This window comes from Pseudomonas sp. PDM20, from assembly GCF_014852575.3.
Taxonomy (GTDB): domain Bacteria; phylum Pseudomonadota; class Gammaproteobacteria; order Pseudomonadales; family Pseudomonadaceae; genus Pseudomonas.
This window is the reverse complement of the sequence record NZ_CM181224.1, coordinates 4,112,582-4,136,508: the sequence shown is the minus strand read 5'-3', so window position 1 is coordinate 4,136,508 and position 23,927 is coordinate 4,112,582. Positions and strand designations below refer to the sequence as shown.

The 23,927-nt window shown below is 65.3% G+C and carries 21 protein-coding genes and 1 pseudogene; 10 read left to right on the top strand and 12 right to left on the bottom strand.

Features of this window, described 5'->3' with window-relative positions:
- Positions 1–216: 216 nt before the first annotated feature.
- The 3 genes from IB261_RS18780 to IB261_RS18770 all read right to left on the bottom strand — a co-directional run bounded on the left by IB261_RS18780 (position 217) and on the right by IB261_RS18770 (position 3,350).
- On the bottom strand, positions 217–1,530 hold the full coding sequence (locus IB261_RS18780; protein ID WP_192381381.1) for an NAD(P)/FAD-dependent oxidoreductase: 1,314 nt from the start codon (positions 1,528–1,530) through the stop codon (positions 217–219).
- Positions 1,531–1,606: 76 nt separating this feature from the next.
- A complete protein-coding gene (locus tag IB261_RS18775; protein WP_081518534.1) occupies positions 1,607–2,971 on the bottom strand; it encodes a glutamine synthetase family protein in 1,365 nt (454 codons plus the stop codon).
- 190 nt (positions 2,972–3,161) lie between these two features.
- Entirely contained in the window at positions 3,162–3,350 is a 189-nt protein-coding gene (locus IB261_RS18770) for a hypothetical protein (protein ID WP_081518533.1), read from the bottom strand.
- A gap of 232 nt (positions 3,351–3,582) precedes the next feature.
- Between IB261_RS18770 and IB261_RS18765 the strand changes: the two genes are divergently transcribed.
- Complete coding sequence (locus tag IB261_RS18765) at positions 3,583–3,852, top strand: MoaD/ThiS family protein (protein ID WP_081518532.1); 270 nt, start codon at positions 3,583–3,585, stop codon at positions 3,850–3,852.
- Between the two features lie 28 nt (positions 3,853–3,880).
- Entirely contained in the window at positions 3,881–4,984 is a 1,104-nt protein-coding gene (locus tag IB261_RS18760; RefSeq protein WP_192381382.1) for a WD40/YVTN/BNR-like repeat-containing protein, read from the top strand.
- Here the strand turns inward: IB261_RS18760 and IB261_RS18755 are convergent.
- Both IB261_RS18755 and IB261_RS18750 read right to left on the bottom strand, forming a co-directional pair.
- The gene (locus IB261_RS18755; protein WP_167523213.1) at positions 4,963–5,106 is read right to left on the bottom strand and encodes a hypothetical protein; all 144 of its coding nucleotides are present in this window, start codon (positions 5,104–5,106) and stop codon (positions 4,963–4,965) included. The genes IB261_RS18760 and IB261_RS18755 overlap by 22 nt on opposite strands.
- Positions 5,107–5,126: 20 nt before the next feature.
- Positions 5,127–6,620: pseudogene (locus IB261_RS18750) on the bottom strand (RimK family ATP-grasp domain-containing protein); the annotation flags it as partial.
- A gap of 180 nt (positions 6,621–6,800) precedes the next feature.
- Between IB261_RS18750 and IB261_RS18745 the strand changes: the two are divergent.
- From IB261_RS18745 to IB261_RS18725, 5 genes are all read left to right on the top strand, one after another.
- A complete protein-coding gene (locus IB261_RS18745; RefSeq protein WP_192381384.1) occupies positions 6,801–7,250 on the top strand; it encodes a GNAT family N-acetyltransferase in 450 nt (149 codons plus the stop codon).
- Between the two features lie 75 nt (positions 7,251–7,325).
- Positions 7,326–7,655 carry an ArsR/SmtB family transcription factor gene (locus tag IB261_RS18740; protein ID WP_192381385.1) on the top strand — a complete coding sequence of 110 codons (330 nt, stop codon included), beginning with the start codon at positions 7,326–7,328 and terminating at the stop codon, positions 7,653–7,655.
- On the top strand, positions 7,652–8,086 hold the full coding sequence (locus IB261_RS18735) for a YeeE/YedE family protein (RefSeq protein ID WP_192381386.1): 435 nt from the start codon (positions 7,652–7,654) through the stop codon (positions 8,084–8,086). Before IB261_RS18740 ends, IB261_RS18735 begins: the two co-directional genes overlap by 4 nt.
- Positions 8,083–8,508 carry a DUF6691 family protein gene (locus tag IB261_RS18730; protein WP_192381387.1) on the top strand — a complete coding sequence of 142 codons (426 nt, stop codon included), beginning with the start codon at positions 8,083–8,085 and terminating at the stop codon, positions 8,506–8,508. Before IB261_RS18735 ends, IB261_RS18730 begins: the two co-directional genes overlap by 4 nt.
- Complete coding sequence (locus IB261_RS18725) at positions 8,505–9,368, top strand: MBL fold metallo-hydrolase (RefSeq protein WP_192381388.1); 864 nt, start codon at positions 8,505–8,507, stop codon at positions 9,366–9,368. The genes IB261_RS18730 and IB261_RS18725 overlap by 4 nt, the downstream gene beginning before the upstream one ends.
- Positions 9,369–9,438: 70 nt before the next feature.
- Here the strand turns inward: IB261_RS18725 and IB261_RS18720 are convergent, their stop codons facing one another.
- The 4 genes from IB261_RS18720 to IB261_RS18705 all read right to left on the bottom strand — a co-directional run bounded on the left by IB261_RS18720 (position 9,439) and on the right by IB261_RS18705 (position 19,046).
- Positions 9,439–12,609 carry an autotransporter outer membrane beta-barrel domain-containing protein gene (locus IB261_RS18720; protein WP_225605971.1) on the bottom strand — a complete coding sequence of 1,057 codons (3,171 nt, stop codon included), beginning with the start codon at positions 12,607–12,609 and terminating at the stop codon, positions 9,439–9,441.
- A gap of 680 nt (positions 12,610–13,289) precedes the next feature.
- Positions 13,290–15,218, bottom strand: a complete 1,929-nt coding sequence (gene aceF / locus IB261_RS18715; RefSeq protein ID WP_192381390.1) for a dihydrolipoyllysine-residue acetyltransferase — start codon at positions 15,216–15,218, stop codon at positions 13,290–13,292.
- Positions 15,219–15,229: 11 nt separating this feature from the next.
- Positions 15,230–17,878, bottom strand: a complete 2,649-nt coding sequence (aceE, locus tag IB261_RS18710) for a pyruvate dehydrogenase (acetyl-transferring), homodimeric type (protein WP_192381391.1) — start codon at positions 17,876–17,878, stop codon at positions 15,230–15,232.
- Between the two features lie 196 nt (positions 17,879–18,074).
- Positions 18,075–19,046: a sensor domain-containing diguanylate cyclase gene (locus IB261_RS18705; protein ID WP_081518521.1), complete on the bottom strand. Its 972-nt coding sequence runs from the start codon at positions 19,044–19,046 to the stop codon at positions 18,075–18,077.
- A gap of 340 nt (positions 19,047–19,386) precedes the next feature.
- On the opposite strand from IB261_RS18705, the gene pmrG reads away from it, so the two are divergent.
- Positions 19,387–19,983, top strand: coding sequence for a lipopolysaccharide core heptose(II)-phosphate phosphatase PmrG (pmrG, locus tag IB261_RS18700; RefSeq protein ID WP_225605925.1), 597 nt, complete (start codon positions 19,387–19,389; stop codon positions 19,981–19,983).
- Here the strand turns inward: pmrG and IB261_RS18695 are convergent.
- From IB261_RS18695 to IB261_RS18685, 3 genes are all read right to left on the bottom strand, one after another.
- Complete coding sequence (locus IB261_RS18695; RefSeq protein ID WP_081518520.1) at positions 19,970–20,542, bottom strand: COG3904 family protein; 573 nt, start codon at positions 20,540–20,542, stop codon at positions 19,970–19,972. The two genes, pmrG and IB261_RS18695, sit on opposite strands and share 14 nt — an antisense overlap.
- 73 nt (positions 20,543–20,615) lie before the next feature.
- Positions 20,616–20,990 (bottom strand): NUDIX hydrolase, encoded by a 375-nt coding sequence (locus IB261_RS18690; protein ID WP_081518519.1) that lies wholly within the window; start codon positions 20,988–20,990, stop codon positions 20,616–20,618.
- 239 nt (positions 20,991–21,229) lie between these two features.
- A complete protein-coding gene (locus IB261_RS18685) occupies positions 21,230–22,135 on the bottom strand; it encodes a LysR family transcriptional regulator (RefSeq protein WP_081518518.1) in 906 nt (301 codons plus the stop codon).
- A 100-nt stretch (positions 22,136–22,235) separates the two neighbouring features.
- Between IB261_RS18685 and IB261_RS18680 the strand changes: the two genes are divergently transcribed.
- Positions 22,236–23,102 carry a pirin family protein gene (locus tag IB261_RS18680; protein ID WP_192381392.1) on the top strand — a complete coding sequence of 289 codons (867 nt, stop codon included), beginning with the start codon at positions 22,236–22,238 and terminating at the stop codon, positions 23,100–23,102.
- Between the two features lie 97 nt (positions 23,103–23,199).
- Positions 23,200–23,886 (top strand): hydrolase, encoded by a 687-nt coding sequence (locus tag IB261_RS18675; protein WP_081518516.1) that lies wholly within the window; start codon positions 23,200–23,202, stop codon positions 23,884–23,886.
- The last annotated feature ends 41 nt before the right edge of the window (positions 23,887–23,927 follow it).

The following is a 23,927-nucleotide window of genomic DNA, read 5'->3' as shown; positions in this document are numbered from 1 at the left end:
GGGCCATGCCCGCGACCAGATTGGCCCCCGCACCTGCTGCACGGCGAAGCGCGAACGTAGGATGGCGTGGAGCGCAGCGATACCCATCGATGACCGGGCACCGGCGGCATGGGTATCGCAAGCTCCACCCATCCTGCTTAGGCGTTTGCCGGCGAAGACACTGGAATGCGGTTCGCGAGCAGGCTCGCTCCTACAGGTTGACCTCGAGGCCTGGTGTCAGCGCAGCTTCTCCATCATCTGGTAGTACCACATGCCCGCGGCCAGCATCGGGTTGCCGAACACGTCGCCCATGGGCACGCGGATGTGCTTGCACTGGGCGAAGGTGTCGAATTTCTCCAGGTCGCCGGTCATCGCCGTGGCCATGATCTCGCCCATGATGTGGGTGGTCGCCACGCCGTGGCCGGAGTAGCCCTGGCAGTACCAGACGTTCTCCGACAGCTTGCCCAGCTGCGGGATGCGGTTCATCACGATGCCCATGGCGCAGCTCCACTGGAACTCGATGTCCACGCCCTTGAGCGCCGGGAAGGTGCGCTCGATGCACGGGCGCAGCTCGCCGGCGATGTCGCGCGAGTCGCGGCCGGAGTAGTTGGCGCCGCCGCCGAACAGCAGGCGGCCGTCGCCGGTCATGCGGTAGTAGTCGAGCACGAAGCGGCAGTCGTAGACCGCCAGGTCCTGCGGGTTGATGCGCTTGGCCAGCTCGCCCAGCGGCTTGGTGGTGACGATGCCGCCCATGGCCGGGAAGATCATGCCCTTGAGCTGCTTGCGCTCCAGCTTGTGGTAGACGTCGCCGGCGAGCATCACCTGCGCTGCGTTGATCCGCCCGCCGGAGGTGACCACCGCCGGGCGCGGGCCGTGGACGATGTCCAGCACTTCGGAGTGCTCGAAGATCAGTGTGCCCAGGCTGGCGGCGGCCTTGGCCTCGCCGATGCACAGGTTGAGCGGGTGCAGGTGCATGTTGCGGGTGTTCTTGATGGCACCGCAGTACAGGTCGCTTTCCAGATGCGCGCGCACGCCAGCGCCGTCCAGCAGGCTGATCTCGTCGCCCATGCCGCGACGCTTGGCGTCGTCGAAGGTGGCGTTCAGTTCGTCCATGTGCGACTGCTTCATCGCCGCGTGCAGGTGGCCGAACTTCAGGTCGCACTGGATGCCGTACTTCTCCACGCGGCTCTTGATGATCTCGTGGCCGCGCCAGCGCAGGTGCCAGATGAAGTCGTCGACGTCGTCGCCCAGCCATTGGCGCATCTGCTTCTCCATGGCGGAGTCGCCCGAGAGGCTGCCGGTGACCTGCCCGCCGTTGCGCCCGCTGGCGCCCCAGCCGACCTTGTTGGTCTCGACGATGGCGACCTTGTAGCCGCGCTCGGCCAGCTCCACGGCGGTGGCGACGCCGGTGAAGCCGCCGCCGATGATGGCGATGTCGACGTTCACCTCGCCCTGCAGCGTGGGGTAGCTGGTCTCTTCGTTGAGGCTCGCGGAGTAGTAGGACTTCGCGCGCTCGGGGGCGGGAGTGGCGGGGTTCAGTGCAGCGTTCATTTCGGTGTTCCTGTTGTTGTTCGGTTGCCCCTGCCCGATGACGGCAAGGGTTTGGCTGAGGTGCGCGGGAGCGCCCTCACGCCTGCGTCAGATACCAGCGCCAGTCCTGCTCGCCGACCTCGCCCATGAACTGGCGGTACTCGGCCTGCTTGACCTTCAGGTAGACGCCGAGGAATTCGTGGCCCAGCGCATCGCGCGCCCAGCTGGAGCGCTCCAGCGCGCGCAGCGAGGTCAGCCAGTCGGTGGGCAGCAGTTCCTTGGCCTGGGCGTAGCCGTTGCCTTCCACCGGTGCGCCCGGGTCGATCTCCTCGCGGATGCCGCGATGGATGCCGGCGAGGATGGCCGCGGCGGCCAGGTAGGGGTTGGCGTCGGCGCCGCAGATGCGGTGCTCCACATGGCGGGTATTGGCCGGGCCGCCAGGTACGCGCAGGCTCACGGTGCGGTTGTCACAGCCCCAGGTCGGCGCCAGCGGTGCGTAGCTGTTGGCCTGGAAGCGGCGGTAGGAGTTGGCGTTGGGGCAGAACAGCAGCAGCGAGTCGAGCAGGCTTTTCAGCATGCCGCCCACGGACTGGCGCAGCAGCGGGGTGCCCGCCGGATCTTCACTGGCGAAGAGGTTGTTGCCCTCGGCGTCGGCCAGGGAAACGTGCATGTGCATGCCGGTGCCGGCCAGGTCGTCGAACGGCTTGGCCATGAAACACGCCTGCATGCCGTGCTTGTGCGCCACGCCCTTCACCAGGCGCTTGTAGCGCACGGCCTGGTCCATGGCGACCAGCGCATCGCCGTGCTCCAGGGTGATTTCCACCTGGCCCGGTGCGTACTCGGAGATGGCCGTGCGCGCCGGAATGCCCTGGGCCTTGCACGCGGCATAAAGGTCGGCGAGGAAGGGTTCGATCTGCTCCAGCTCGCGCAGGCCGTAGACCTGAGTGGCACGCGGGCGGCCACCGTCGGCGTCCAGCGCTGGTTGCGGGCGGCCATGGGCGTCGCGCTTGGCGTCGAGCAGGTAGAACTCCAGCTCGCAGGCCATCACCGGGTGGTAGCCGGCGGCCTTGAGGCCGTCGATCACGTGGATCAGCACATGGCGCGGGTCGGCAATGTCCGCCGGCTTGCCTTGTTCGGGGTGCATGCTGACCTGCACCGCCGCCGTGGGAATCTGCCGCCAGGGCAGGCGCACCAGGCTGCCGGCCAGCGGGTAGGCGCGGCAGTCGATATCGCCGACGTCCCAGACCAGCCCGGAATCCTCCACATCCTCGCCATGCACGGTGAGGCCGAGGATGGTGCTGGGCAGCGGACGGCCGGACTGGTACACGGCGAGCAGCTCCTCGCGGTGCAGTAGCTTGCCGCGCGGCACGCCGTTGGCGTCGAGGATGAACAGCTCGACCATCTCGATATCGGGGTTCTGGGCCAGGAAATACTGGGCTTCTTGCACGGAGGCGAAATTCATGGGGCTCTCGTTAGCATCCACGCGGATGCGCTGACGACCTGCAGGCCAGGGCCGCGCCGACGGGCACGGGATTGAAGGCAGGCAAGCGATGCAACGGGCTACGTCTTGTTCGATGAAAAGCGTTGGCCGTGATGAGCCGAGCTCTTCGATGAATGTAGCTCCGTCGGGCGAAGTCGGGCGGGGTGCCCGGTCAGCGAGAGGTATGGTCGGGCGGGCGCGCGTGGCGGCAATGCCAGAGCGCCCAGAAGGCCAGTTCCAGAGGCAGGGTCAGCGGTTGCAGTTCGAGCCAGCGGGCATGTTTGCGCGGCAGGCGGACGACGCTGCCGGCCTTGCGGGCGGCGACGGGTTCCAGCGGTGCGGGCGAAACGAGCAGGTGCATGTCGAAGTATTTGGCTGACGATTTCCGCAGACTCGCACGGCGTATGGGTTTGTTAAATGTGATTTTCACGACGTTTGGTTTTGCCAAATCGAAACTGAATGCTCTCTCCTGATCACCACGAAGGCCGTTCCAGAGCCTTTGCGTGGCTCTTCGCGCACCTCGTCGAAGCGCCCGGAGCGCCCGCCGCGTCTGCCCTAGACTGGGGCAATCAGCGTCCGCCACGGGCTCGTCCATGTGCCGCATCGTTTTCGCCCCATCGATCCAGCGTCACGTTCCCATCGAAGAGCGCGAGTTGCCGGCGGTGAACCTCGCCGGCGCGCTGGAAGCGGTATTTGTCGAAGCACCGAAATTGCGCGGCTACCTGCTCGACGACCAGGGCGGGTTGCGCCGGCACCTGACGATCTTCATCGACGGCCTGCGCCTGCGTGACCGCGCCCGCCTCAGCGATGCGCTGGCAGCGGACAGCGAGGTCTACGTGGTCCAGGCCCTGAGCGGCGGTTGAGGGCAAGGCGGCATATCAGGAGGGCAAGATGGATGATCGATTGCTGGTGGCGACCCGCAAGGGGCTGTTCACCTTCCAGCGTGGCGCGGACGGCTGGCAGGAAACCCGCCGGGACTTCATTGGCGAGCCGCTGAGCACGGTGCTCGCCGACCCGCGCGATGAAACCCTCTACGCCGCCCTCAACCTCGGCCACTTCGGCTGCAAGCTCTGGCGTCAGCGGGCGAGCGAGGACTGGCAGGAGATCGCCGTGCCGACCTACCCGCCGCAACCCGATCCGCTGCCCGCGCCCCAGGAGGGGGAAGCCCCGCCCGCGCCCTGGGTCCTGCAGCAGATCTGGTGCCTGGAGATTGGCGGCGCCGCCGAGCCCGGCGTGCTCTGGGCCGGGACCATACCCGGCGGCCTGTTCCGCAGCAGCGACGGTGGTGATAGCTGGGAGCTCAATCGCCCGCTCTGGGACCGCCCCGAACGCTCGCACTGGATGGGCGGCGGCTACGACTGGCCGGGCATCCACTCGGTCAGCGTCGACCCGCGCGACAGCCAGCACCTGACCATTGCCGTGTCCTGCGGTGGCGTCTGGCAGAGCGACGATGGTGGTTCCAATTGGCGCCTCACCACCAGCGGCATGTACGCCGACTACATGCCGCCGGAGCTGCGCGATGAGGGCGCCATCCAGGACCCGCACCGCCTGGTGCACTGTCCCGCGCAGCCGCAGCGCCTGTGGGTGCAGCACCACAACGGCATCTTCACCTCCACCGATGGCGGCGCGCGCTGGAGCGATGTGCAGGTCAAGCCGTCGAGCTTCGGCTTCGCCGTCGCCGTCCACCCGACCCAGCCGGACACCGCCTGGTTCGTCCCCGCGGTGAAGGACGTCTGCCGGATTCCGGTGGATGCCCGCTTTGTCGTTACCCGCACCCGTGATGGCGGCGCCAGCTTCGAAGTGCTCGACAGCGGCCTGCCGCAGGGCGCGGCCTTCGACCTGGTGTACCGTCACGGCCTGGCGGTGGACGACGATGGCGTGTGCCTGGCCATGGGGTCCACCACCGGCGGACTGTGGCTGTCGGAGAACGGCGGCGATCACTGGCAATGCCTGTCGATGAACCTGCCGCCGATCTACTGCGTGCGCTTCGGCTGAGCCTTGCGCCTGGCCTGCTCGCGCACCTCGCGCGGCTTCATGCGGCGATCGAAATAGTTGATCGCGGTGCCGAACACGACGATGGCGATCAGGATGGTCAGGCCGATGTGCGTGGCTTCCATGGGGTTCTCCTTGAGGGGGATCACAGCGCCTGGCCGCGCCGCTTGAGTTCCAGGCGGCGGATGAATTCCTCCAGCACCTGGCGGTAGAGGTCGTCCTTGAGGCAGGCGTCTTCGATGCCGGCGTCGAGGTTGGGGTTGTCGTTCACCTCGATCACCACCACCTCACCGTTCGCCTCCTTGAGGTCCACGCCGTACAGGCCGTCGCCGATCAGGCTGGCGGTCTTCAGCGCCAGTTCCACCACGGCCGGCGGTGCGCTTTCCACCGGCAGGGTGCGGCATTCGCCGATCACCTCGCCGCCGGCCTTGTGCTCGACGATCTGCCAGTGCCCGCGGGACATGAAGTACTGGCAGGCGAACACCGGCTTGCGATTGAGAATGCCGATGCGCCAGTCGTACTCGGTGTAGAGGTACTCCTGGGCGAGCAGCAGCACCGAGTGCTCGAAGAGTTCGGCGCTGACGCTGCGCAGTTGCTGGGCGTCCTCGACCTTGTAGACGCCACGGGAGAAGCAGCCGTCGGGAATCTTCAGCACCAGCGGGAAGCCCAGCCGTGCACCGACGCGCTCCAGCTCCTGGGGGTTGTCCTTGTAGAGGATTTCCGTGTCCGGCATGCCCAGGCCCTGGCCGCGCAGCAGGTCGGTCAGGTAGACCTTGTTGGTGCAGCGCAGGATCGAAGCCGGGTCGTCCATCACGATCAGTCCCTCGCGTTCAGCCTTCTTGGCGAAGCGGTAGGTATGGTCGTCGACGCGGGTCGTCTCGCGGATCAGCAGCGCGTCGTACTCGGCCAGGCGCGCGTAGTCCTTCTTCTCGATCAGTTCGACGTCGATGCCCAGCTGCCGGCCGACGCGGACGAAGTTCTGCAGCGCTGCGGCATTGGAGGGCGGCAGGTTCTCCGCCGGGTTGTGCAGGATGGCCAGGTCATAGCGCGCCAGGCGCCGCGAGTTGGGCTGGCGCCAGACGCGGCGGCTGAAGCGGTCGAGGGCGTCGGCGAACTGGTCTTCCTGATTCTCCCGCAGCTTGTGCAGGGCGCCGGGGCGAACGCCGGCGATATGCCAGGCATCGGTGCGGCGGAAGTCCACCAGCAGGATCGGGCAGGGGAAGGCCTCGAACAGCTGGCGGGCGATGGGCTGCAGCGGCTCCAGGTCGGTGCGGCCGAAGTACAGGCGCAGGGTGAAGCCGTCGGTGCTGGCGCAGGGATGCTGGTCGAGGGCTTTCTCCAGGGTTTTTTCCAGGCCGTCCAGGGCCAGCCCGTAGAGGGATTTCTTCGCCAGTTCGCTGATCGTGCGTACCGATGGGATCACCTTGTGCCCGCGCGCCTCGGCGAGCAGGGAACAATAATAACCGTGGCCCAGGTATTTGTAGTTGCGACACAGATTTATCACCTGGAAGCGTTTCCCCGCTTCGAACTGGCGGGAGTCTTCCAGGTATTCCCGCGCGCTCAGCATATCTTCGCTGGGAATATACGAAGCCCAGTCTTCCTTGCGCTCGACGATGATCAGGACTTGGCTGGAGCGGGCTGAAGGCGGCTCCGCAGAGGCTTCGGTGACAGCCTGGAGGGAGCTTGCATTCAACTTTTCATGGAAGTTAGTGTGTAGCGAAGACATTGTTCACGGACCTGTCTGGAAGTTGCCGTGTGTCTATTAAGCAGCAACTTCCAGAAATGTCCCGATTCATGACGAAAGTTTTACGGAGAACCCATGCCACTGTTATACCGCCTTGCCGCCCGTGCCGATTTAGCGGCTCTTGTGGCGTTGGAGGAAGGCACTTTTCACGAGGACCGTCTGAGTGCGCGCAGCTTTCGCCAGATGATCGCCGCACCGAGTACCGAGCTGATCGTGGCGCAGGAGGGCAACGAGTTGCTCGGTTACGCCTTGCTGCTGTTTCGTCGGGGCACGAAGGTGGCGCGCCTGTATTCGCTGGCGACCTCGCAGCAGGCTCGCGGCAGGGGACTGGGCAGCGGATTGCTGGAACAGGCGGAGCGTAGTGCCGCGCGGCACGGTTGCAGGGCGTTGCGGCTCGAGGTGCGCGTCGATAACTGCATCGCCATTGGCCTCTATGAGCGGCGTGGCTATCGCCGCTTCGGCCGGATCGCCAATTTCTACGAAGACGGCGCCGATGCCTGGCGGTACGAGAAACCGCTGATCTGATGAAGGGGGAGGGGCTGGTCAGGGCGCGGAAAACAATCTATAAAAATATAGATTGTATATTGGTAGATCGTTCCCATGACCGCCACCACGCTCGAACCCGCCGACGCCCTGCGCCTGCACCAATCCGCTGAATCCGCCTGCCAGCTGCTCAAGGCGCTAGCCAACACCGACCGCCTGATGCTGCTCTGCCAGTTGGCCCAGGGCGAGCTGAACGTCGGCGAGCTGGAAGCCTGTACCGGCATCACCCAGCCTACCCTGTCGCAGCAACTGGCCGTGCTGCGCCGCGAGGAGCTGGTGGAGACCCGCCGCGATGGCAAGCAGGTCTACTACCGCATTGCCAGCCAGCAGGCACTGGCGGTGATCGAGACCTTGTACCGGCTGTTCTGCGCGGAGCAACCGACATGATCGACTGGGCTCATTTCCCGCCGTGGAGCGCCCTGGCCGGTGGCGCACTGATCGGTCTTTCGGCCGGGCTGTATGCCGCGCTCGATGGCCGTGTCGCCGGCATCAGCGGCCTGCTCGGCGGGTTGTTCAAGAGCGCCGGCTGGAAGGGCGAAGGGCTGTTCTTCCTGCTCGGAATACTGGCTGCGCCGCTGTTGTGGCTGGCGCTGCGCCCGCTGCCGGAGATTCGCTTCGAGGCCGGCTGGATGACGCTGGTGGTGGCGGGCCTGCTGGTCGGTATCGGCAGCCGGTTTGGTTCCGGCTGCACCAGTGGGCATGGCGTCTGCGGTTTGTCGCGGCTCTCCGGTCGCTCGTTGGTGGCGACGTTGTGCTTCATGGGCACCGGCTTTGCCACCGTGTTTGTCGTGCGTCATCTGCTGGGGAGTGGAGCATGAGCCGCATCGTCGCTTTGCTGGCCGGCCTGCTGTTCGGTTTCGGCCTGCTGCTGGCCGGCATGGCCAACCCGGCCAAGGTGCTGGGGTTCCTCGATCTCGCCGGGGCGTGGGACCCGTCGCTGGCGCTGGTGATGTTCGCCGCCATCGCGGTTGGTCTACCGTTTTTCACTTGGGCGCGGCGGCGGCATCGTTCGCTGCTGGGCGGCCTGATGCAGCTGCCGCAGCGCCGTGAACTGGATGGCCGACTGATCGGCGGCAGCCTGCTGTTCGGCGTTGGCTGGGGCATTGCCGGCATCTGTCCGGGGCCGGCTCTGGTGACCTTCGCTGCCGGCTACTGGCAGGGAGCGCTGTTCTGCATCGCCATGCTGGTGGGGATGGCGGGCTACGAATGGAAAATCGAGACCAGGAGGAGACCCACATGAGCGCTACCATCCAGCACTTCTTCGATCCCGCCACATCCACCTACAGCTATGTGGTGGCGGATCACAGCACTGGGCGCTGCGCCATCATCGACCCGGTGCTGGACTACGATGCCGCCGCCGGCCGCGTTGGCAACGCCGGCGCCCGCCAGATACTCGAGTACATTCGCGAGCAGGCGCTGACGGTGGAGTGGCTGCTGGAAACCCATCTGCATGCCGATCACCTGTCCGCCGCCGCCTGGCTCAAGGGCGAACTGGGCGGCCGGCTGGCCATCGGATCGAGCATCGCCCAGGTTCAGCGCACCTTCGCCGGCCTGTTCAACCTGGATGAAGATTTCCCCTGCGACGGCAGCCAGTTCGACCATCTGTTCGAAGATGGCGAGTGCTTCAGCATCGGCGAACTGCAGGCCCAGGCACTGCACACGCCCGGCCACACGCCGGCCTGCATGACCTACCTGGTTGGCGATGCGGCGTTCGTGGGTGACACCCTGTTCATGCCCGACTACGGCACTGCCCGGTGCGACTTTCCCGGCGGCGATGCACGGCAGTTGTACCGCTCGATCCAGCGACTGTTCGCCTTGCCGGACCAGACGCGGCTGTTCATGTGCCACGACTACCTGACTGCCAATCGCGATCACCATGAGTTCGAAACCAGCGTGGCGCGGCAACGCCAGGACAACGTGCACGTGCATGAGGGGGTGAGCGAAGACGCCTTCGTCAGCATGCGTCAGCAGCGCGATGCAGGGCTGCATGCGCCGGCGCTGATCTGGCCGTCGATCCAGGTGAACATGCGTGCGGGCGAGCTGCCGGAGGCGGAAGCCAACGGCGTGCGTTACCTGCGAATTCCGCTGGACCGCCTGTGAAAAAAGCCGCCCCGAAGGGCGGCAAGCACCGAGGAAGATGGTTCCCCGCGCAGGGCACGGGGAGGGTGGATCAGAAGCGCCAGTCCAGCGACAGGTTGCCCGACACCGAGTTGTAGCCGGTGCGGAACAGATCACTGGCAACCCCGGCGCCGATGTCGACGTTCTCGCTGAGCGAGTAGCGGACGTTGCCGCGCACGCCCATGGAGTCGCGGTCCATGACGGTGTTCTTGCTGCGGAACGAGGAGCCCTGGTAGGTGGCGAAGGTCGCGTCCTGGATCAGGTCGGTGTTCAGCAACTCGTGGTTCCAGGTGACCTGGCCCTCGGCCTTGATGGCGCGGCCGCCTTCGAGCGGGAAGTTCATCGCGCTGTTCAGGCCGATGCTGGAGCGCAGCGAATCGAACTGCTGCGATTCCAACTTCAGGGCCGAGCCATCGGCGCCTTTCTCGTGGGTGCCGTCGCGCCACAGGCTGGTGTAGGTCAGGGTGGCGATCGGACCCAGGCTGACGTTCTCGTTCAGCTGGAAGCGATAGCCGCCCCCGCCGACCAGCGACGCGCTGGTGCCGGTCCAGTCGGCCTTGTTGCGCGCGGAGTAGTCGTCGAAGTCGATCTTGCGCTTGAGTTCGCCGCTCTCGTAGCCGACGCGGGCGCTGCCGAGCAGGTAGCTACCCGCCATCGGGTCTGCGGCGTAGCGGGCGTGAACACCCAGCTCCAGCGCCGAGGTGTCGCCACTGCCACGCTGCGGGTCTTTCAGGCTGACGTTCTGCTTGCTGGCAGCACCGTGCAGGCCGACGATCAGCGCGCCGTCGCTGGAGGCGGCGGTTTCCGCACCGAAGATCACGCCGTAGCTGTCGGTGGTGTAGCCCACGGTATCGTGATCGCTGTTCTGCCGGGAATTGCCGCCGAAGGGCTGGATGAAGGTCTGCCACTCATCGTCACGCAGCTTGCCCGGTTCGCGGGCGCTGATGGCGTCGGCCACTTGCTGCTCGCGCTGCAGCGAACTGGCCATCATGGCGCTGTAGGCGGACGGGGAGAGCTGCTCCAGCGCCCTGGCGATGGTGCTGCCGTCGGGGTTGGAGAAGTCCAGGGTGGTGTAGAGCTTCCGGGTGTCGCTGTCGGCGTTGGCGGGGACGTCCCGGCTCAGGGCCTCGCCGACGGCGCGGCCGTTCTGGCTGGTGGCGTACTGGCTGTAGGTGTCGCTGGCGCGCTCGAAGCGCAGCAGGTAGGCGCCGTTGCTCTGCGGGGTCGCCAGCAGGGACAGGGTGGGCGATGGGGACAGGCTTTCCACCTGGTCGAAGGCGCCGCTGGTGGAGGTGGCGGTCAGCAACTGGCGGGAGCTCATCGACCATTGCGGCGAGTACCAGCCGCGCTGCGGCGCGACGCTCAGGCGACCAGCGAGGCTGGCGTTGCCGTTGACCTTCAGGGTGTCGTGCTGGCCCTTGTCGTTGACCTCCGCCAGCAATTGACCGGTGTCGGTCTGCTGGTAATCGCCGTCCACCGTCAGGGTGCCGAAGGAGTTGCCCGGCGCCACGGTGCCACGGTTGGTGAAGGCACCGTTGTCATTGATCGTGTAGGTGCTGTTGCCGGAGAGGGTTGCGCCTTCGCTCACGTTGACGGCGTAGAGCTCCTGCTCGCCGCCGAGGGAGGTCTGGCCGCCGCGCAGGTTCAGCACCAGGTTGTTGCTGCCCTGGATGTCACCGTTGTAGGTCATGCGGAAGTTCGGGTCGGCCTGGTCCAGGGCATGGCCCTGGCCGTCGTTCAGCAGACCGAAGTTCAGTTCTGTGTAGCGCCACTCGACGTTGTTCCAGGTGTTGTAATTCGAGTAGATGCCGCCCTCCAGCTGGGCGCCGGCGAGAATGTTGATCTGGTTGACCAGCGCCGAGTCCTCGATGAGGATCGCGGCGCTCCTGCCCGCCAGGCGGCCGCTGATGTCGACGTTGTTGACCAGTGCGCCCATGAGCTCCGGCAACGGATTGGGGAGCACCCTGCTGTCCTTGAACTGGAAGTAGGAGCCGCGATATTCCGAACCTTCCCCGAGGCTGCCCACCAGGTTCTGGCCGAAGCTGAACTTGGCGGCGACACCGCCTTCCCCCAGGGCCTCGATATCGCCGCGTTGGACGAACTCATGGTTCTTGCCATAGGCGAACAGGACGCCCACCCCGTTCTGGCCGTCAGCATGGATGCGCGTGCCCGGCTCGACCACCAGCGTGTTGCCTTCGCCGTCGACGCGAACACCCGCCGCACCGGCGCCGCGGGTCAGAAGATCGGCCTGCTGGAATATCTGGTTGTAGCTGCCGTAAACGTGCAGGCCCAGGCCGAGCAAGGTCTGGCTGTAACTGCCCACCAGATAGCGGGTGCCGGAAGGGTCGCGCTGGAAGTAACCATTCTGGTTGTAGATCGTCTGGTTATCGCCGTAGACCGAATAACCGAACAGGTCGCGACGGTCGATCTGGTAGCCCAGGTCCTGCAACGCCGCCAGTTCCGCCTCCATGAAGGTGGTGTAGTTGCGGTAATTCTGGTGGCTCATCAGGCTGCTCTTCAGCTCGGGGTGGCTCATGTAGTCGTCATCGACGCTGCCATCGGCGGAGCGTGCGCGGACCGGAAGGCCCGGCATGGCACCGGCCAGGACGTCGGAGACGTTCTTCCCGGTGAAGTAGCCCTGGTCCTTGCGGAGATCGAAGCCGTCCGGATCGTAGTCGTTGTCGCAGCCCGTGCAGAGCACGACCTGGTTCGGGCGGGCCGGGTTGCCATTGTCATCGCGCAGGTGGCTTTCCCAGAGGCTGAGCTGCTTGTCGAAGTAGGGGGTGTCGGAGTTTTCACCGTCCTTGTCGGCGACCGAGGTCATTACGCCTAGAGCGTGAGCCAGTTCGTGAGACGCGGTGGCAGCCAGATCGAAAGCCCCGGTGCGCGGCAATTGAGATGGCTGGTAAGACTGGGTATCGAACTTCAACTTGCCTATCAGGAAGAAGCCGTCGGCCCCGTACTGATCGGGACTGCGGCTTTTACCGGTCAGCGCGGCCTGTAACTGGGTGATGCTGGGGGATTGATCCTCGCTGTTGGGATAACTGGTGCCCGCTGCGTTATCTTCATTGAAGGTGCCAACGTTGATGGTGGCGGGGAGTTGCCCGGCGTTCGGCTTGATTACCGTTGCCCAGTATTTCACTCCCGCTTCGATCTTCGCCTTCTGGTCCGAATTCAGGTTCCAGATCGAGGAGCGGTTGTCCTTTTTCTCCGGGTCGAACATGAACACGCCATCTCCCACATCGTAGAAGTTGATCTTGAATATGGGCGCGCCTTGGGGTGTTTGAATGTCCCTGGTTTCCAGGGCGAGAACAGATGAGCCGGGCAATAAGGCTGCCAGGGATATGGCCAGGGAAATTCTATTTCTCGCAAATGCCTTCTTCATTTTTATCTCCGCTGTTTTTAGAAATACCCCTGTCGAAAAAGTCGTGGCGACTTTTTCGACTGATCAATTGCCCCTTCAAAAGTACCCGCGTCTTTCGAGAGTTGCGGAATAGAGCGGGTGCTCGAATGTGGGAGGTTGATGGGAGTTTCGAAATCACACAGTGGAGTGGCAACTGGAGAGATTGGGTAAGTTCCGTGGGTATTTTCTGATGATATGTGCTTATGGAACTATTGGTGGGGCTGATAATTTGAAGCGCGTGGGAAGTTTCTTTGATTTCTATTGAAAGGTTACTTGTGGGGAGGATAATTCGATGCGGGTGTTTTTACGGGTGAATGGGGGTTGTTGCAGGGAGGCAGAAATATGCGCCCTGATGGCTCGGGCTGAATAGCCAATCGGTTGTTTCACCCAGTTGGCCGGCTGCACACAAGAAGGAGTGGTCAGCCAATCCTGGGCGGGAGACCCGGCACAAGAGCGTGCCGGGTCGATCTGAGGGCCGGTGTGATACTCACCGGATGCGCTTACAGCAACAAGCTTCGAATATCCCCCAGCACTTCCCCCAGTCGCCGGGTGAATCGCGCTGCCGCTGCGCCGTTGATTACCCGGTGGTCGTAGGACAGCGACAGCGGCAGCATCAGCCGGGGCTGGAAGACCTTGCCGTCCCACACCGGCTGGATGGCTGCCTTGCTCACACCGAGGATCGCCACTTCCGGCGCGTTGACGATGGGGGTGAAGCCGGTACCGCCGATGTGCCCGAGGCTGGAGATGGTGAAGCAGGCACCCTGCATGGCGTCGGCGGATAGCTTCTTCGTCCGCGCTTTCTCAGCCAGCTCGGCGGCCTCCAGCGCAAGCTGCAGCAGCCCCTTCCGGTCGACGTCGCGGATAACCGGCACCAGCAGACCGTCCGGCGTGTCCACGGCGAAGCCGATGTGCACGTACTTCTTGCGGATCAACGCCTTGCCACTGGGGGCGAGCGAGCTGTTGAAGTCCGGCAGCTCGCGCAGCAGGTGGGCGCAGGCCTTGAGCAGGATCGGCAGGATGGTCAGCTTGGTACCGGCCTTTTCCGCCGCCGCCTTCTGCGCGATGCGGAAGGCCTCCGCCTCGGTGATGTCGGCGGACTCGAACTGCGTCACATGGGGCACGTTCAGCCAGCTGCGGTGCAGGTTGCTGGCGCCGACCTGCATCAGGCGGGTCATCGCCACTTCCTCGGTTTCGCCGAACTTGCTGAAGTCGATCTCCGGGATCGGCGGGATGCCTGCGCCACCGGTTGCTCCTGCAGCCGCACCGGACTTGCTGCGTTGCAGCTGCTCCTTCACGAACGCCTGCACGTCTTCCTTGAGGATGCGGCCCTTGGGCCCGCTGCCGGTGACTTGCGCCAGCTCGACACCGAACTCGCGGGCGACCATGCGCACGGCGGGGCCCGCATGCACCTTGGTGCCGTCGCGGCTGGGCGCACCCACCGGGGCGACGTCCGGCGCCTTGGGCGGTTCGGCTTTCGCCGCTGGCGCAGCGACTGGTTTTTCTGCGGCGGCTGCGGGAGCCGCCGCTGCGCCCGCCACTTCCAGGTCGAGTATCTCGTCGCCTTCCTTGAGGGTGTCGCCGATCTTCACCTTGATCGCCTTCACCACCCCGGCCTTCGGCGCGGGAATCTCCATGCTGGCCTTGTCGGATTCCAGCGTCAGCAGGCTCTGGTCGGCCTCGATGCGGTCACCCACCTTGACCATCAGTTCGATGACGTTGCCCTGGCCGTTGCCGATATCGGGCACGCGGATGCTCTCCACGCCGCCACTGGCAGTCGGGGCGGGCGTTGGCGTTTCTTCCTTCGCCGGAGCCGGAGCAGAGGCGGGCGCCGCCGCGGCCGGCGTGCTGGCCGTCGCAGCGCCGCCCTCGGTTTCCAGTTCGAGGATGTCGTCGCCTTCCTTGAGGGTGTCGCCGATCTTCACCTTGATCGCCTTCACCACGCCCGCTTTCGGCGCGGGAATCTCCATGCTGGCCTTGTCGGACTCCAGCGTCAGCAGGCTCTGGTCGGCCTCGATGCGGTCACCGACCTTGACCATCAGTTCGATGATCTCGCCCTGGCCATTGCCGATGTCCGGCACCTTGATGGTTTCCACGCCGCCGCCGGAAGGCGCAGGTTGAGGCGCCGGCGCGGCGGCGGGCTGGGGCGCCTCGGCGGCAGGTTGGGTCGGTTCCTCGGCCTTGGCTTCGGCGGCGCCGCCTTCGGCCTCGAGTTCGAGGATTTCATCGCCTTCCTTGAGGGTGTCGCCGACCTTCACCTTGATCGCCTTCACCACGCCCGCTTTCGGCGCGGGGATCTCCATGCTGGCCTTGTCGGACTCCAGCGTCAGCAGGCTCTGGTCGGCTTCGATGCGGTCGCCGACCTTGACCAGCAGTTCGATGACTTCACCCTGGCCGTTGCCGATGTCGGGTACGCGAATGGTTTCGCTCATCGTGCCTCTCCTCAGCAGTCCAGCGGGTTGGTTTTTTCCGGGTCGAGGCCGAACTTCGCGATGGCCTCGGCCACCACTTTCGGCTCGATGTCGCCGCGATCGGCCAGGGCCTCCAGCGCGGCGAGCACCACCCAGTGGCGGTCGACCTCGAAGAAGTGGCGCAGCTTGGCGCGGGTGTCGCTGCGGCCGAAGCCGTCGGTGCCCAGCACCTTGTATTCCTTGGTCGGCACCCACTGGCGAATCTGGTCGGCGTAGACCTTCATGTAGTCGGTGGACGCCACCACCGGCCCGCGCCGTCCGCCCAGGCACTGCTCGACATAGCTGGGCCGTGGCTTCTGTCCTGGATGCAGGCGGTTCCAGCGCTCCACCGCGAGGCCGTCGCGGCGCAGCTCGTTGAAGCTGGGCACCGACCAGACGTCCGCACCGATGCCGAAGTCGTCACGGAGGATTTTCGCCGCCGCTTCCACCTCGCGCAGGATGGTGCCCGAGCCGAGCAACTGCACATGGTGAGCGGCGGCACGCTTGTCCTCGTCGAGCAGGTACATGCCCTTGATGATGCCTTCCTCGGCGCCCTTGGGCAGCGGTGGGTGAGGGTAGTTCTCGTTCATCACGGTGATGTAGTAGAAGACCTCCTGCTGCTCCTGCATCATCTGCCGCACGCCTTCCTGGATGATCACCGCCAGCTCGTAGGAGTAGGTCGGGTCGTAGGTGCGGCAGTTGGGGATGACCGAAGCCAGCACGTGGCTGTGGCCGTCCTCGTGCTGCAGGCCTTCGCCGTTGAGCGTGGTGCGCCCGGCGGTGCCGCCCAGCAGGAAGCCGCGCGTCAGGCTGTCACCGGCCGCCCAGGCCAGGTCGCCGATGCGCTGGAAGCCGAACATCGAATAGAAGATGTAGAACGGCAGCATCGGCTGGCGGTAGTTGCTGTAGGCGGTGCCGGCGGCGATGAACGAGGACATGGCACCGGCCTCGGTAATGCCTTCCTCGAGGATCTGGCCCTTCTTGTCCTCGCGATAGAACATCAGCTGTTCCTTGTCGACCGGCTCGTAGAGCTGGCCCACCGAGGAGTAGATACCGAGCTGGCGGAACATGCCTTCCATGCCGAAGGTGCGTGCCTCGTCGGGAATGATCGGCACGATGCGCTGGCCCAGTTCCTTGTCCTTCACCAACTGCGAGATGATCCGCACGAAGGCCATGGTGGTGGAAATCTCGCGGTCGCCCGAGCCATCGAGCAGCGCCTTGAGCGTCTCCAGCGGCGGTGCCGGGATGCGCTGGCTGTTGCCGTGGCGGTGGGGCATGAAGCCGCCCAGGGAAGCGCGACGCTCCTTCAGGTAGCGCGCCTCGGCGCTGCCTTCGTCGGGGCGGTAGAAGGGCAGCTTGGCCAGGTCCGCGTCCTTGATCGGGATGTCGAAGCGGTCGCGGAAGGCGCGCAGGCTGTCCACGTCGATCTCGTGGATGTTGTGGGCGATGTTCTTCGCCTCGCCGGTGCCGGTGCCGTAGCCCTTGATGGTCTTGGCCAGCACTACGCTGGGCTGGCCCTTGTGGTTCACCGCGGCGTGGTAGGCGGCGTAGACCTTGTAGGGATCGTGGCCGCCGCGGTTGAGCTTCCAGATTTCCTCGTCGGAGAGGTCCTTGACCATCTCCAGCAGCTCCGGCCGCGCGCCGAAGAAGTGCTCGCGGACAAAGGCCCCGTCCTTGGCCTTGTAGTTCTGGTAGTCGCCGTCCACCGCCTCGTCCATGCGCGCCTGCATCAGGCCGGCGGTGTCCTTGGCGAACAGCGGGTCCCAGAAACGGCCCCAGATCACCTTGATCACGTTCCAGTTGGCGCCACGGAACACGCCTTCCAGTTCCTGGATGATCTTGCCGTTGCCGCGCACCGGGCCGTCCAGGCGCTGCAGGTTGCAGTTCACCACGAAGATCAGGTTGTCGAGCTTCTCGCGCCCGGCCAGGGAGATCGCGCCCAGGGATTCCGGCTCGTCGGTCTCGCCATCACCCAGGAAGCACCAGACCTTCTGCTTGCCGGCGGGAATGAAGCCGCGGCTCTCCAGGTACTTCATGAAGCGCGCCTGGTAGATCGCCTGGATCGGCCCCAGGCCCATGGACACCGTCGGGAACTGCCAGAACTTCGGCATCAGGCGTGGGTGCGGATAGGAGGAAATGCCCTTGCCGTCGACCTCCTGGCGGAAGTTCTCCAGTTGCTCGTCGGTAAGCAGGCCCTCGATGTAGGCGCGGGCGTAGAAGCCCGGCGAGGCGTGGCCCTGGAAGTAGATCAGGTCGCCGGCGTGTTCCTCGGTGGGGCCGTTGAAGAAGTAGTTGAAGCCGATGTCGTAGAGGGTCGCCGAGGAAGCGAAGGTGGAAATGTGTCCGCCCAGCGACGGGTCCTTGTGGTTGGCGCGCATCACCATGGCCAGCGCGTTCCAGCGCACCAGCGAGCGGATGCGCCGCTCCATGAACAGGTCGCCCGGCATGCGGGCTTCGTGGCCTACCGGGATGGTGTTGCGGTAAGGCGTGGTGATGGCGTAGGGCAGTTGCGTGCCGGTTCGGCTGGCCAGCTCGCCTAGGCGAGTCATCAGGTAGTGGGCGCGCTCTTCGCCTTCTTTTTCCAGTACGGATTCCAGCGCGTCCAGCCATTCCTGGGTTTCGACGGGGTCGATATCGTGCATGGTCAGGGGTCCTGGTTACGGGGTCGGCTCTACGCAATGCCGGCTCCGGGCCAGGTGATCTATCGATTTGGCGCAGTGGGCGGCAACCCTCGTGAGGCCGCCGCGCTGCCGCCGGCACGCGCGTGTGGCTATAGAGCTTAGACAGCTCTGGCGCCACTGCCCGTCCGGTTGGTCGAGTCAGGACGTCGCAGCGGGGTTAGCGAAGCGAGTCACGCCGCAGATCGTCGCCCCGACTCCAGTGCGCGGCTACCAGCCGGTCGCGCCCGGCCTGCTTGGCCTGGTAGAGCAGGCGATCCACCGCCGCGACAAAGTCCAGCGGACGGTCGCTGGAGGCGGGCACAGCGGTACCGACGCCCAGGCTGATGGTCAGCAGGTCGGAGACGGCAGACTTCTCGTGGGCAATGCGCTGCTCGCGCAGCACGCTGCGGCATCGTTCGGCGATCTGCCGCGCGGCCTCGCTGTCGGTCTCCGGCAGCACCAGCACGAACTCCTCGCCACCGAAGCGTGCGATGAAGTCCCTGGGCCGATGCAGCGCGCCGGCCAGCGCCTTGCCGACGCTGCGCAGGCAGTCGTCGCCCTGGATGTGCCCGTAGTGATCGTTGAACTGCTTGAAGTAGTCGATATCCAGCAGCACCAGCGAGATCGGCTGGCCGCTGCGCTGGGCGCTGCCCCATTCGGTGTCCAGCACCGAGTCGAACATGCGCCGGTTGGCCACGCCGGTCAGACCGTCCTTGTACGAATACTCCTCCAGCTGGCGCTGCAGCATGATCAGCTGCTCTTCGGCGCGCTTGCGCTCGCTGATGTCGAACATGAAGCCGACCAGCGAATCCACCTCGCCATTGTCGTCGCGCACCACATGCACCACGTCGCGGATCCACACGTAGTCACCGGAGGAGGTGAGGGCGCGGTAGTCCGCCTCGTGGTCGGTGCCCTCGCGGGACTGCGACACGCAGAAGTTCACCACGCGCTCGCGATCCTCCGGGTGCATGCGCTCGGCCCAGTCGTTGGCGCTGACCCAGCTGGCCTGGCTCCAGCCCAGAAGGTCTTCGATCTGTGGGCCGATGTAGGCGAAGGTCATGGATCGCCAGTCGATTTTCCAAGGAATGGCACGGGTGGATTCGAGAAGGGTCTGGTAGACGGGATTTTCCGGGGAGGCGTCGTACGGCATGGCGGCGGCTCTCTGATGGCACTGTGCCTTGTTCTACCACAGTGCGATGACCGAAAGCCGGCTGATTGCGTCAGCCGGCAGTATGAAAGCGGTGGGGCGACGGACGGTCGTTTCTGACAGAGACGGATTCTTCAGCAATTCATAACGGGTTCTTCACGAATCCGGCGATAGGGTTTGCTTGCCCGCCATCTGACAACCCCGCAGTGCGATGGTCATCCCAGGGATGGGTCGGGCCTCCCTCCTTCGAAGAGGGAACGGACGCGGACCCTTTTCCAGCTGCACGGCCTGAACCATGCCCATCCCGAAGTTCTTCAGATCACTGTCTCGCGGTTGGTTGTCCTTGCTGGCGATCCTCCCGGTGATCGCCCTGCTCAGCGGCTTCCTGCCCCTGGACTTCTCGCGGCCGACTCCGCTGGTAGGCGATGCCCAGCGCCAGGCGGAATTGCGCGAGCACTGGCAGAACGGCGACCTGATCGTGCTGGTGCGTCACGCCGAACGGTGTGACCGTTCCAGTGCGCCCTGCCTGGGCAATGTCGATGGCATCACCGTGCGTGGCGGCCAGAGTGCTCATGCCATCGGCCAGGACTTCGCCACCCTCGGCCTGGCCAATGCCGACATCCTCAGCAGTGAACAGCTGCGGGCGGTGCAGACCGCCACCTCGATGTTCGGCCGCACGCCGCAGGAGCAGCCCTGGCTGTACAAATGCGAAGGCTCGATGCTGGACCAGGCGCTGCAGCACAAGGTGGCGCACCGCAACCTGATCCTGGTGACCCACAGCGAATGCATCGAAGACCTGGAACACTCGGTGAGCGTCGACGACCCGGCAACCCCGGACTACGCCTCGACGCTCTTCGTGCTCAGTGAAACCGACAAGAGCCCGCGCCTGCTCGGCTACCTCGACGCCGACCAGTGGCCGCTGAACGTCAGCGGGCGCTGATCTGGCTGGGCGTGGCGCCCAGCCGGTAACGTTGCAACTCCTCCGGAGTCAGCACACGCATGCGCTGCGGATCGATGCTCTGCATGGTGTCGGCCAGTTCCAGCGGAATGTCCATGTCGCGGAAATAGGTGCGGGCGTTATAGCTGCCCGCCGCCTGGGACGAATCGCCGGCGGGGTAGTATGGGCGATGCAGGCCCACATAGCCGCGCACCGTGCGGTGCTTGCCGGCGGCCAGCAGGTAGACGCAGGAGCCCTGGCAGACGCTGTTGGTCGGCACCAGGGTCTCGAAGCCGGATTCGCGCAGCAGGCGGCCCATCTTGATCGATTCGGCGGCGCTGCCCCCGATGCTGTCCAGCAGGGCCACCTTGCGGGCGAACTTGCCCGGGTTGGCCATCAGCCCCTTGAACAGGCGCTCGTAGTCGCCCGGAGCGATTTCCTCGCTGATCCGTACCGCCAGCACTTCGCCCACCTTGGAATGCTGCACGGGCTTCACCTCGACCTGGGCGACGGCAAGGCCGGAGGACAGCGCAAGGGTGCAAAGCAGGGCAGCGCGAAGCATGGGGGTAAATCCTGTACGGGCGTCTTATAGGAAGGCGCTGAAGATACCCTGATACGCGGCGTCCGTCAGCCTGTCAGCTGGCCTTCAGGCAGGTGCGCAGCAGGCGGCGTGCCGACTTGTTGACCCGGCGGCGCTCCAGTTCTTCGGGCGCGAACCAGCGGCAGTCGGCGATCTCGTTCAGGGGCGTGGGCTGCTGCGCCGGGTCGACCGGCGTCTCGAACACGTAGTGCAGCGTCTGGTACAGCTCCAGCGGCGCGACGTAGTTCAGCTGTTCGATGGCCAGCCCGGTTTCCTCGATCAGCTCGCGGGTGGCGGCCTGGCCGGGGCGTTCGTCGGCCTCGATGCGGCCGCCGGGGAGGTTCCATTTCGACTTGGATTTGCGCACGAAGAGAATCTTGTCGTCGAGGCGGCAGATAACCGTTGCACGCTCTTTCAGGTTCTTAGCCATACCGGCTGCTCCTCGACATTCTTCCAACAGTATTCAGGGTAGACATTAATCAGAGATTCCCAACCAGATGAACTGGTTACGGCGTTTATGTCGACAAATGGTAAGGATTGGTCGCTGGAAAGGTATGTCAGGGCTTTCTGAAGAAATGCTCGTCCTATTCCCGACTCGTATTTCCTTCAGAGTCGACCCGTGTTCTGGGTTGAAGTGCGAACTTTCTGTCCGGCCTGGAAGACGCCTACTTAGGACATGTCGCTCTTCTCGAACTCCTCGCCCAGAAAATCGAGCAAGGTTCGTACCGATGGCAGCAAGCCGCGCCGCGAAGGGAACACCGCATGGACCACGCCGGTGCGTGGCGCCCAGTCGGGCAGCAGGTTCACCAGCTTGCCGTCATTCAGGTCATCGCAGACCACCACGGCGGGCATGTGCACCGCGCCGGCGCCCGCCAGCGCGGCCTGACGCAGGGCGACCAGATCGTCGGTGACCATTCGCGGCTGGTAGCGCACCTGCGCGCTGGCGCCCTTGGGGCCGTCCAGCAGCCACTGGTATTCGCGCTGCACCACGCCCCAATGCAGCGTCGGCAGGGCGGCCACGTCGGCGGGCGTCGGCCTGGCCGGCAGGCGCTCGCGCAAGGCCGGGGCACCCACCACACGCTGGCGGCTTTCGCCCAGCACCTTCATCACCAGGTCGCTGCTTTCCAGTGGCGGGAAGCGCACCCGCAGGGCGATATCGATGCCTTCCTGGATCAGGTCCACCTGGCGGTTGGTGCTCTGTACATGCAGCTCCACCAGCGGGTACTGCACCATGAAGCGCGCCAGCATCGGGCCGACCCAGAAGTTCAGCAGCGCCGTGGGGCAGCTCAGGTTCACCACCCCGCGCGGTTCGGAACGGTGCTGCTCGACGGCCTCGGTGGCCGCCGCCGCTTCCACCAGCATCGCCACGCAGTGCCGGTAGAACACCTGGCCTATCTCGGTCACCGAGAAGTGCCGCGTCGAACGCTGGATCAGCCTCACGCCCAGACGCTCCTCCAGCGCGGCGATGCGCCGGCTGAGCTTCGACTTGGGCTCGTCCAGGGCACGGCCGGCCGGGGTGAAACCGCCGTGCTCGACCACCTGGGCGAAGTAATAGAGGTCGTTGAGATCGTCCATTCCAGTGTTCCTCTTGTGGAACACTGATACTAATTTTTGCCGTCTACCGAGGCAATTGTTCCATCCGTATCGTGACCTCCATGCACTACAGGAGGCACCCATGAAACAGATTCTTGGCATCTACAGCGCCGCCCGGCCGCACTGGGTCGGTGACGGTTTTCCGGTTCGCACGCTGTTTTCCTACGACAGCCTGGGCGAGCACCTCAGCCCCTTTCTGCTGCTCGACCATGCCGGCCCCCACGCTTTCGGCCCCAGCACGGTGCGCCGTGGCGTCGGCCAGCACCCGCACCGGGGCTTCGAGACCGTGACCCTGGTCTATGACGGAGAACTGGAGCACCGCGACTCCAGCGGCGGTGGCGGCCGCATCGGCCCTGGCGACGTGCAGTGGATGACTGCCGGCGACGGCATCTGCCACGAGGAATACCACTCGCCGGACTTCGCCCGCAGCGGCGGCAACCTGCACATGGCCCAGCTCTGGGTGAACCTGCCGGCCCGCCACAAGCGCACCGCGCCGGCCTACCAGACGCTGCTGGCCGGTGACATCCCGCGCATCGAACTGGCCGACGGCGCCGGCAGCCTGCGGGTGATTACCGGTGACTACGCCGGCCACGCCGGCCCGGCCCACACCTTCAGCCCGCTGGATGTCTGGGACCTGCGCCTGCAGCCCGGCCGCCCGTTGGAACTGGCCGTCAAGGCGGGGCGCAACACCGCCCTGGTGGTGCTGCGCGGCAACGTCCGGCTGGGCGGCGGCGAAACGCTGCGCGAAGGCCAGTTGGCGCTGTTCGACCGGCGCGGCGACAGCCTGCAGCTGGAAGCCGAGAGCGATGCCCTGGTGCTGCTGCTCAGTGGCGAGCCGCTGGACGAGCCCATCGTCGGTTACGGCCCCTTCGTGATGAACAGCGAAAGCGAAATCCAGCAGGCCATTGCGGACGTCCAGAACGGACGTTTCGGACAGATGACCCGCTGATGTCATACCCCCGACTCAGGCCTCGCCTAGTCTGGATGAACGCCCGCGCAGGAGGCGCGGGTTTCTTGGGCCGGACGCCCCTTGTGGAGACCACGACATGAGCCACTTCAACCAGATTGCCAACTTCAACGGCCAGCGCCCGGTTATCGATCCCGACGACACCGCCATGCTGCTAATCGACCACCAGAGCGGGCTGTTCCAGACGGTCAAGGACATGCCCATGACCGAACTGCGCAATAACGCCATCACCCTGGCGAGGATCGCCACCCTGGCGAAAATCCCGGTGATCACCACCGCGTCGGTGCCGCAGGGGCCCAACGGCCCGCTGATACCCGAGATCCACGAGGCCGCGCCGCATGCTCAGTACGTGGCGCGCAAGGGCGAGATCAACGCCTGGGACAACCCCGAATTCGTCGCCGCCGTCGAGGCCACCGGCAAGAAGACCCTGGTCATCGCCGGCACCATCACCAGCGTATGCATGGCCTTCCCGGCGATTGCCGCGGTCAACGCCGGCTACCGGGTCTTCGCCGTGATCGACGCCTCCGGCACCTACTCCAAGGCCGCGCAGGAAATCACCCTGGCGCGTGTCGTCCAGGCTGGCGTGGTGCCCATGGATACCGCCGCCGTCGCCTCGGAAATCCAGCGCACCTGGAACCGCCCCGACGCCGCACAGTGGGCCGAGGCCTACAGCCTGATCTTCCCGCACTACCGCCTGCTGATCGAAAGCTACACCAAGGCCCAGCAGGTGGTGACCGAACACGAAGTGCTGGACTCCCAGCGCTGAACCGACCCTTGCCCGGCTCCGGCCGGGCTTTCACTGCAACG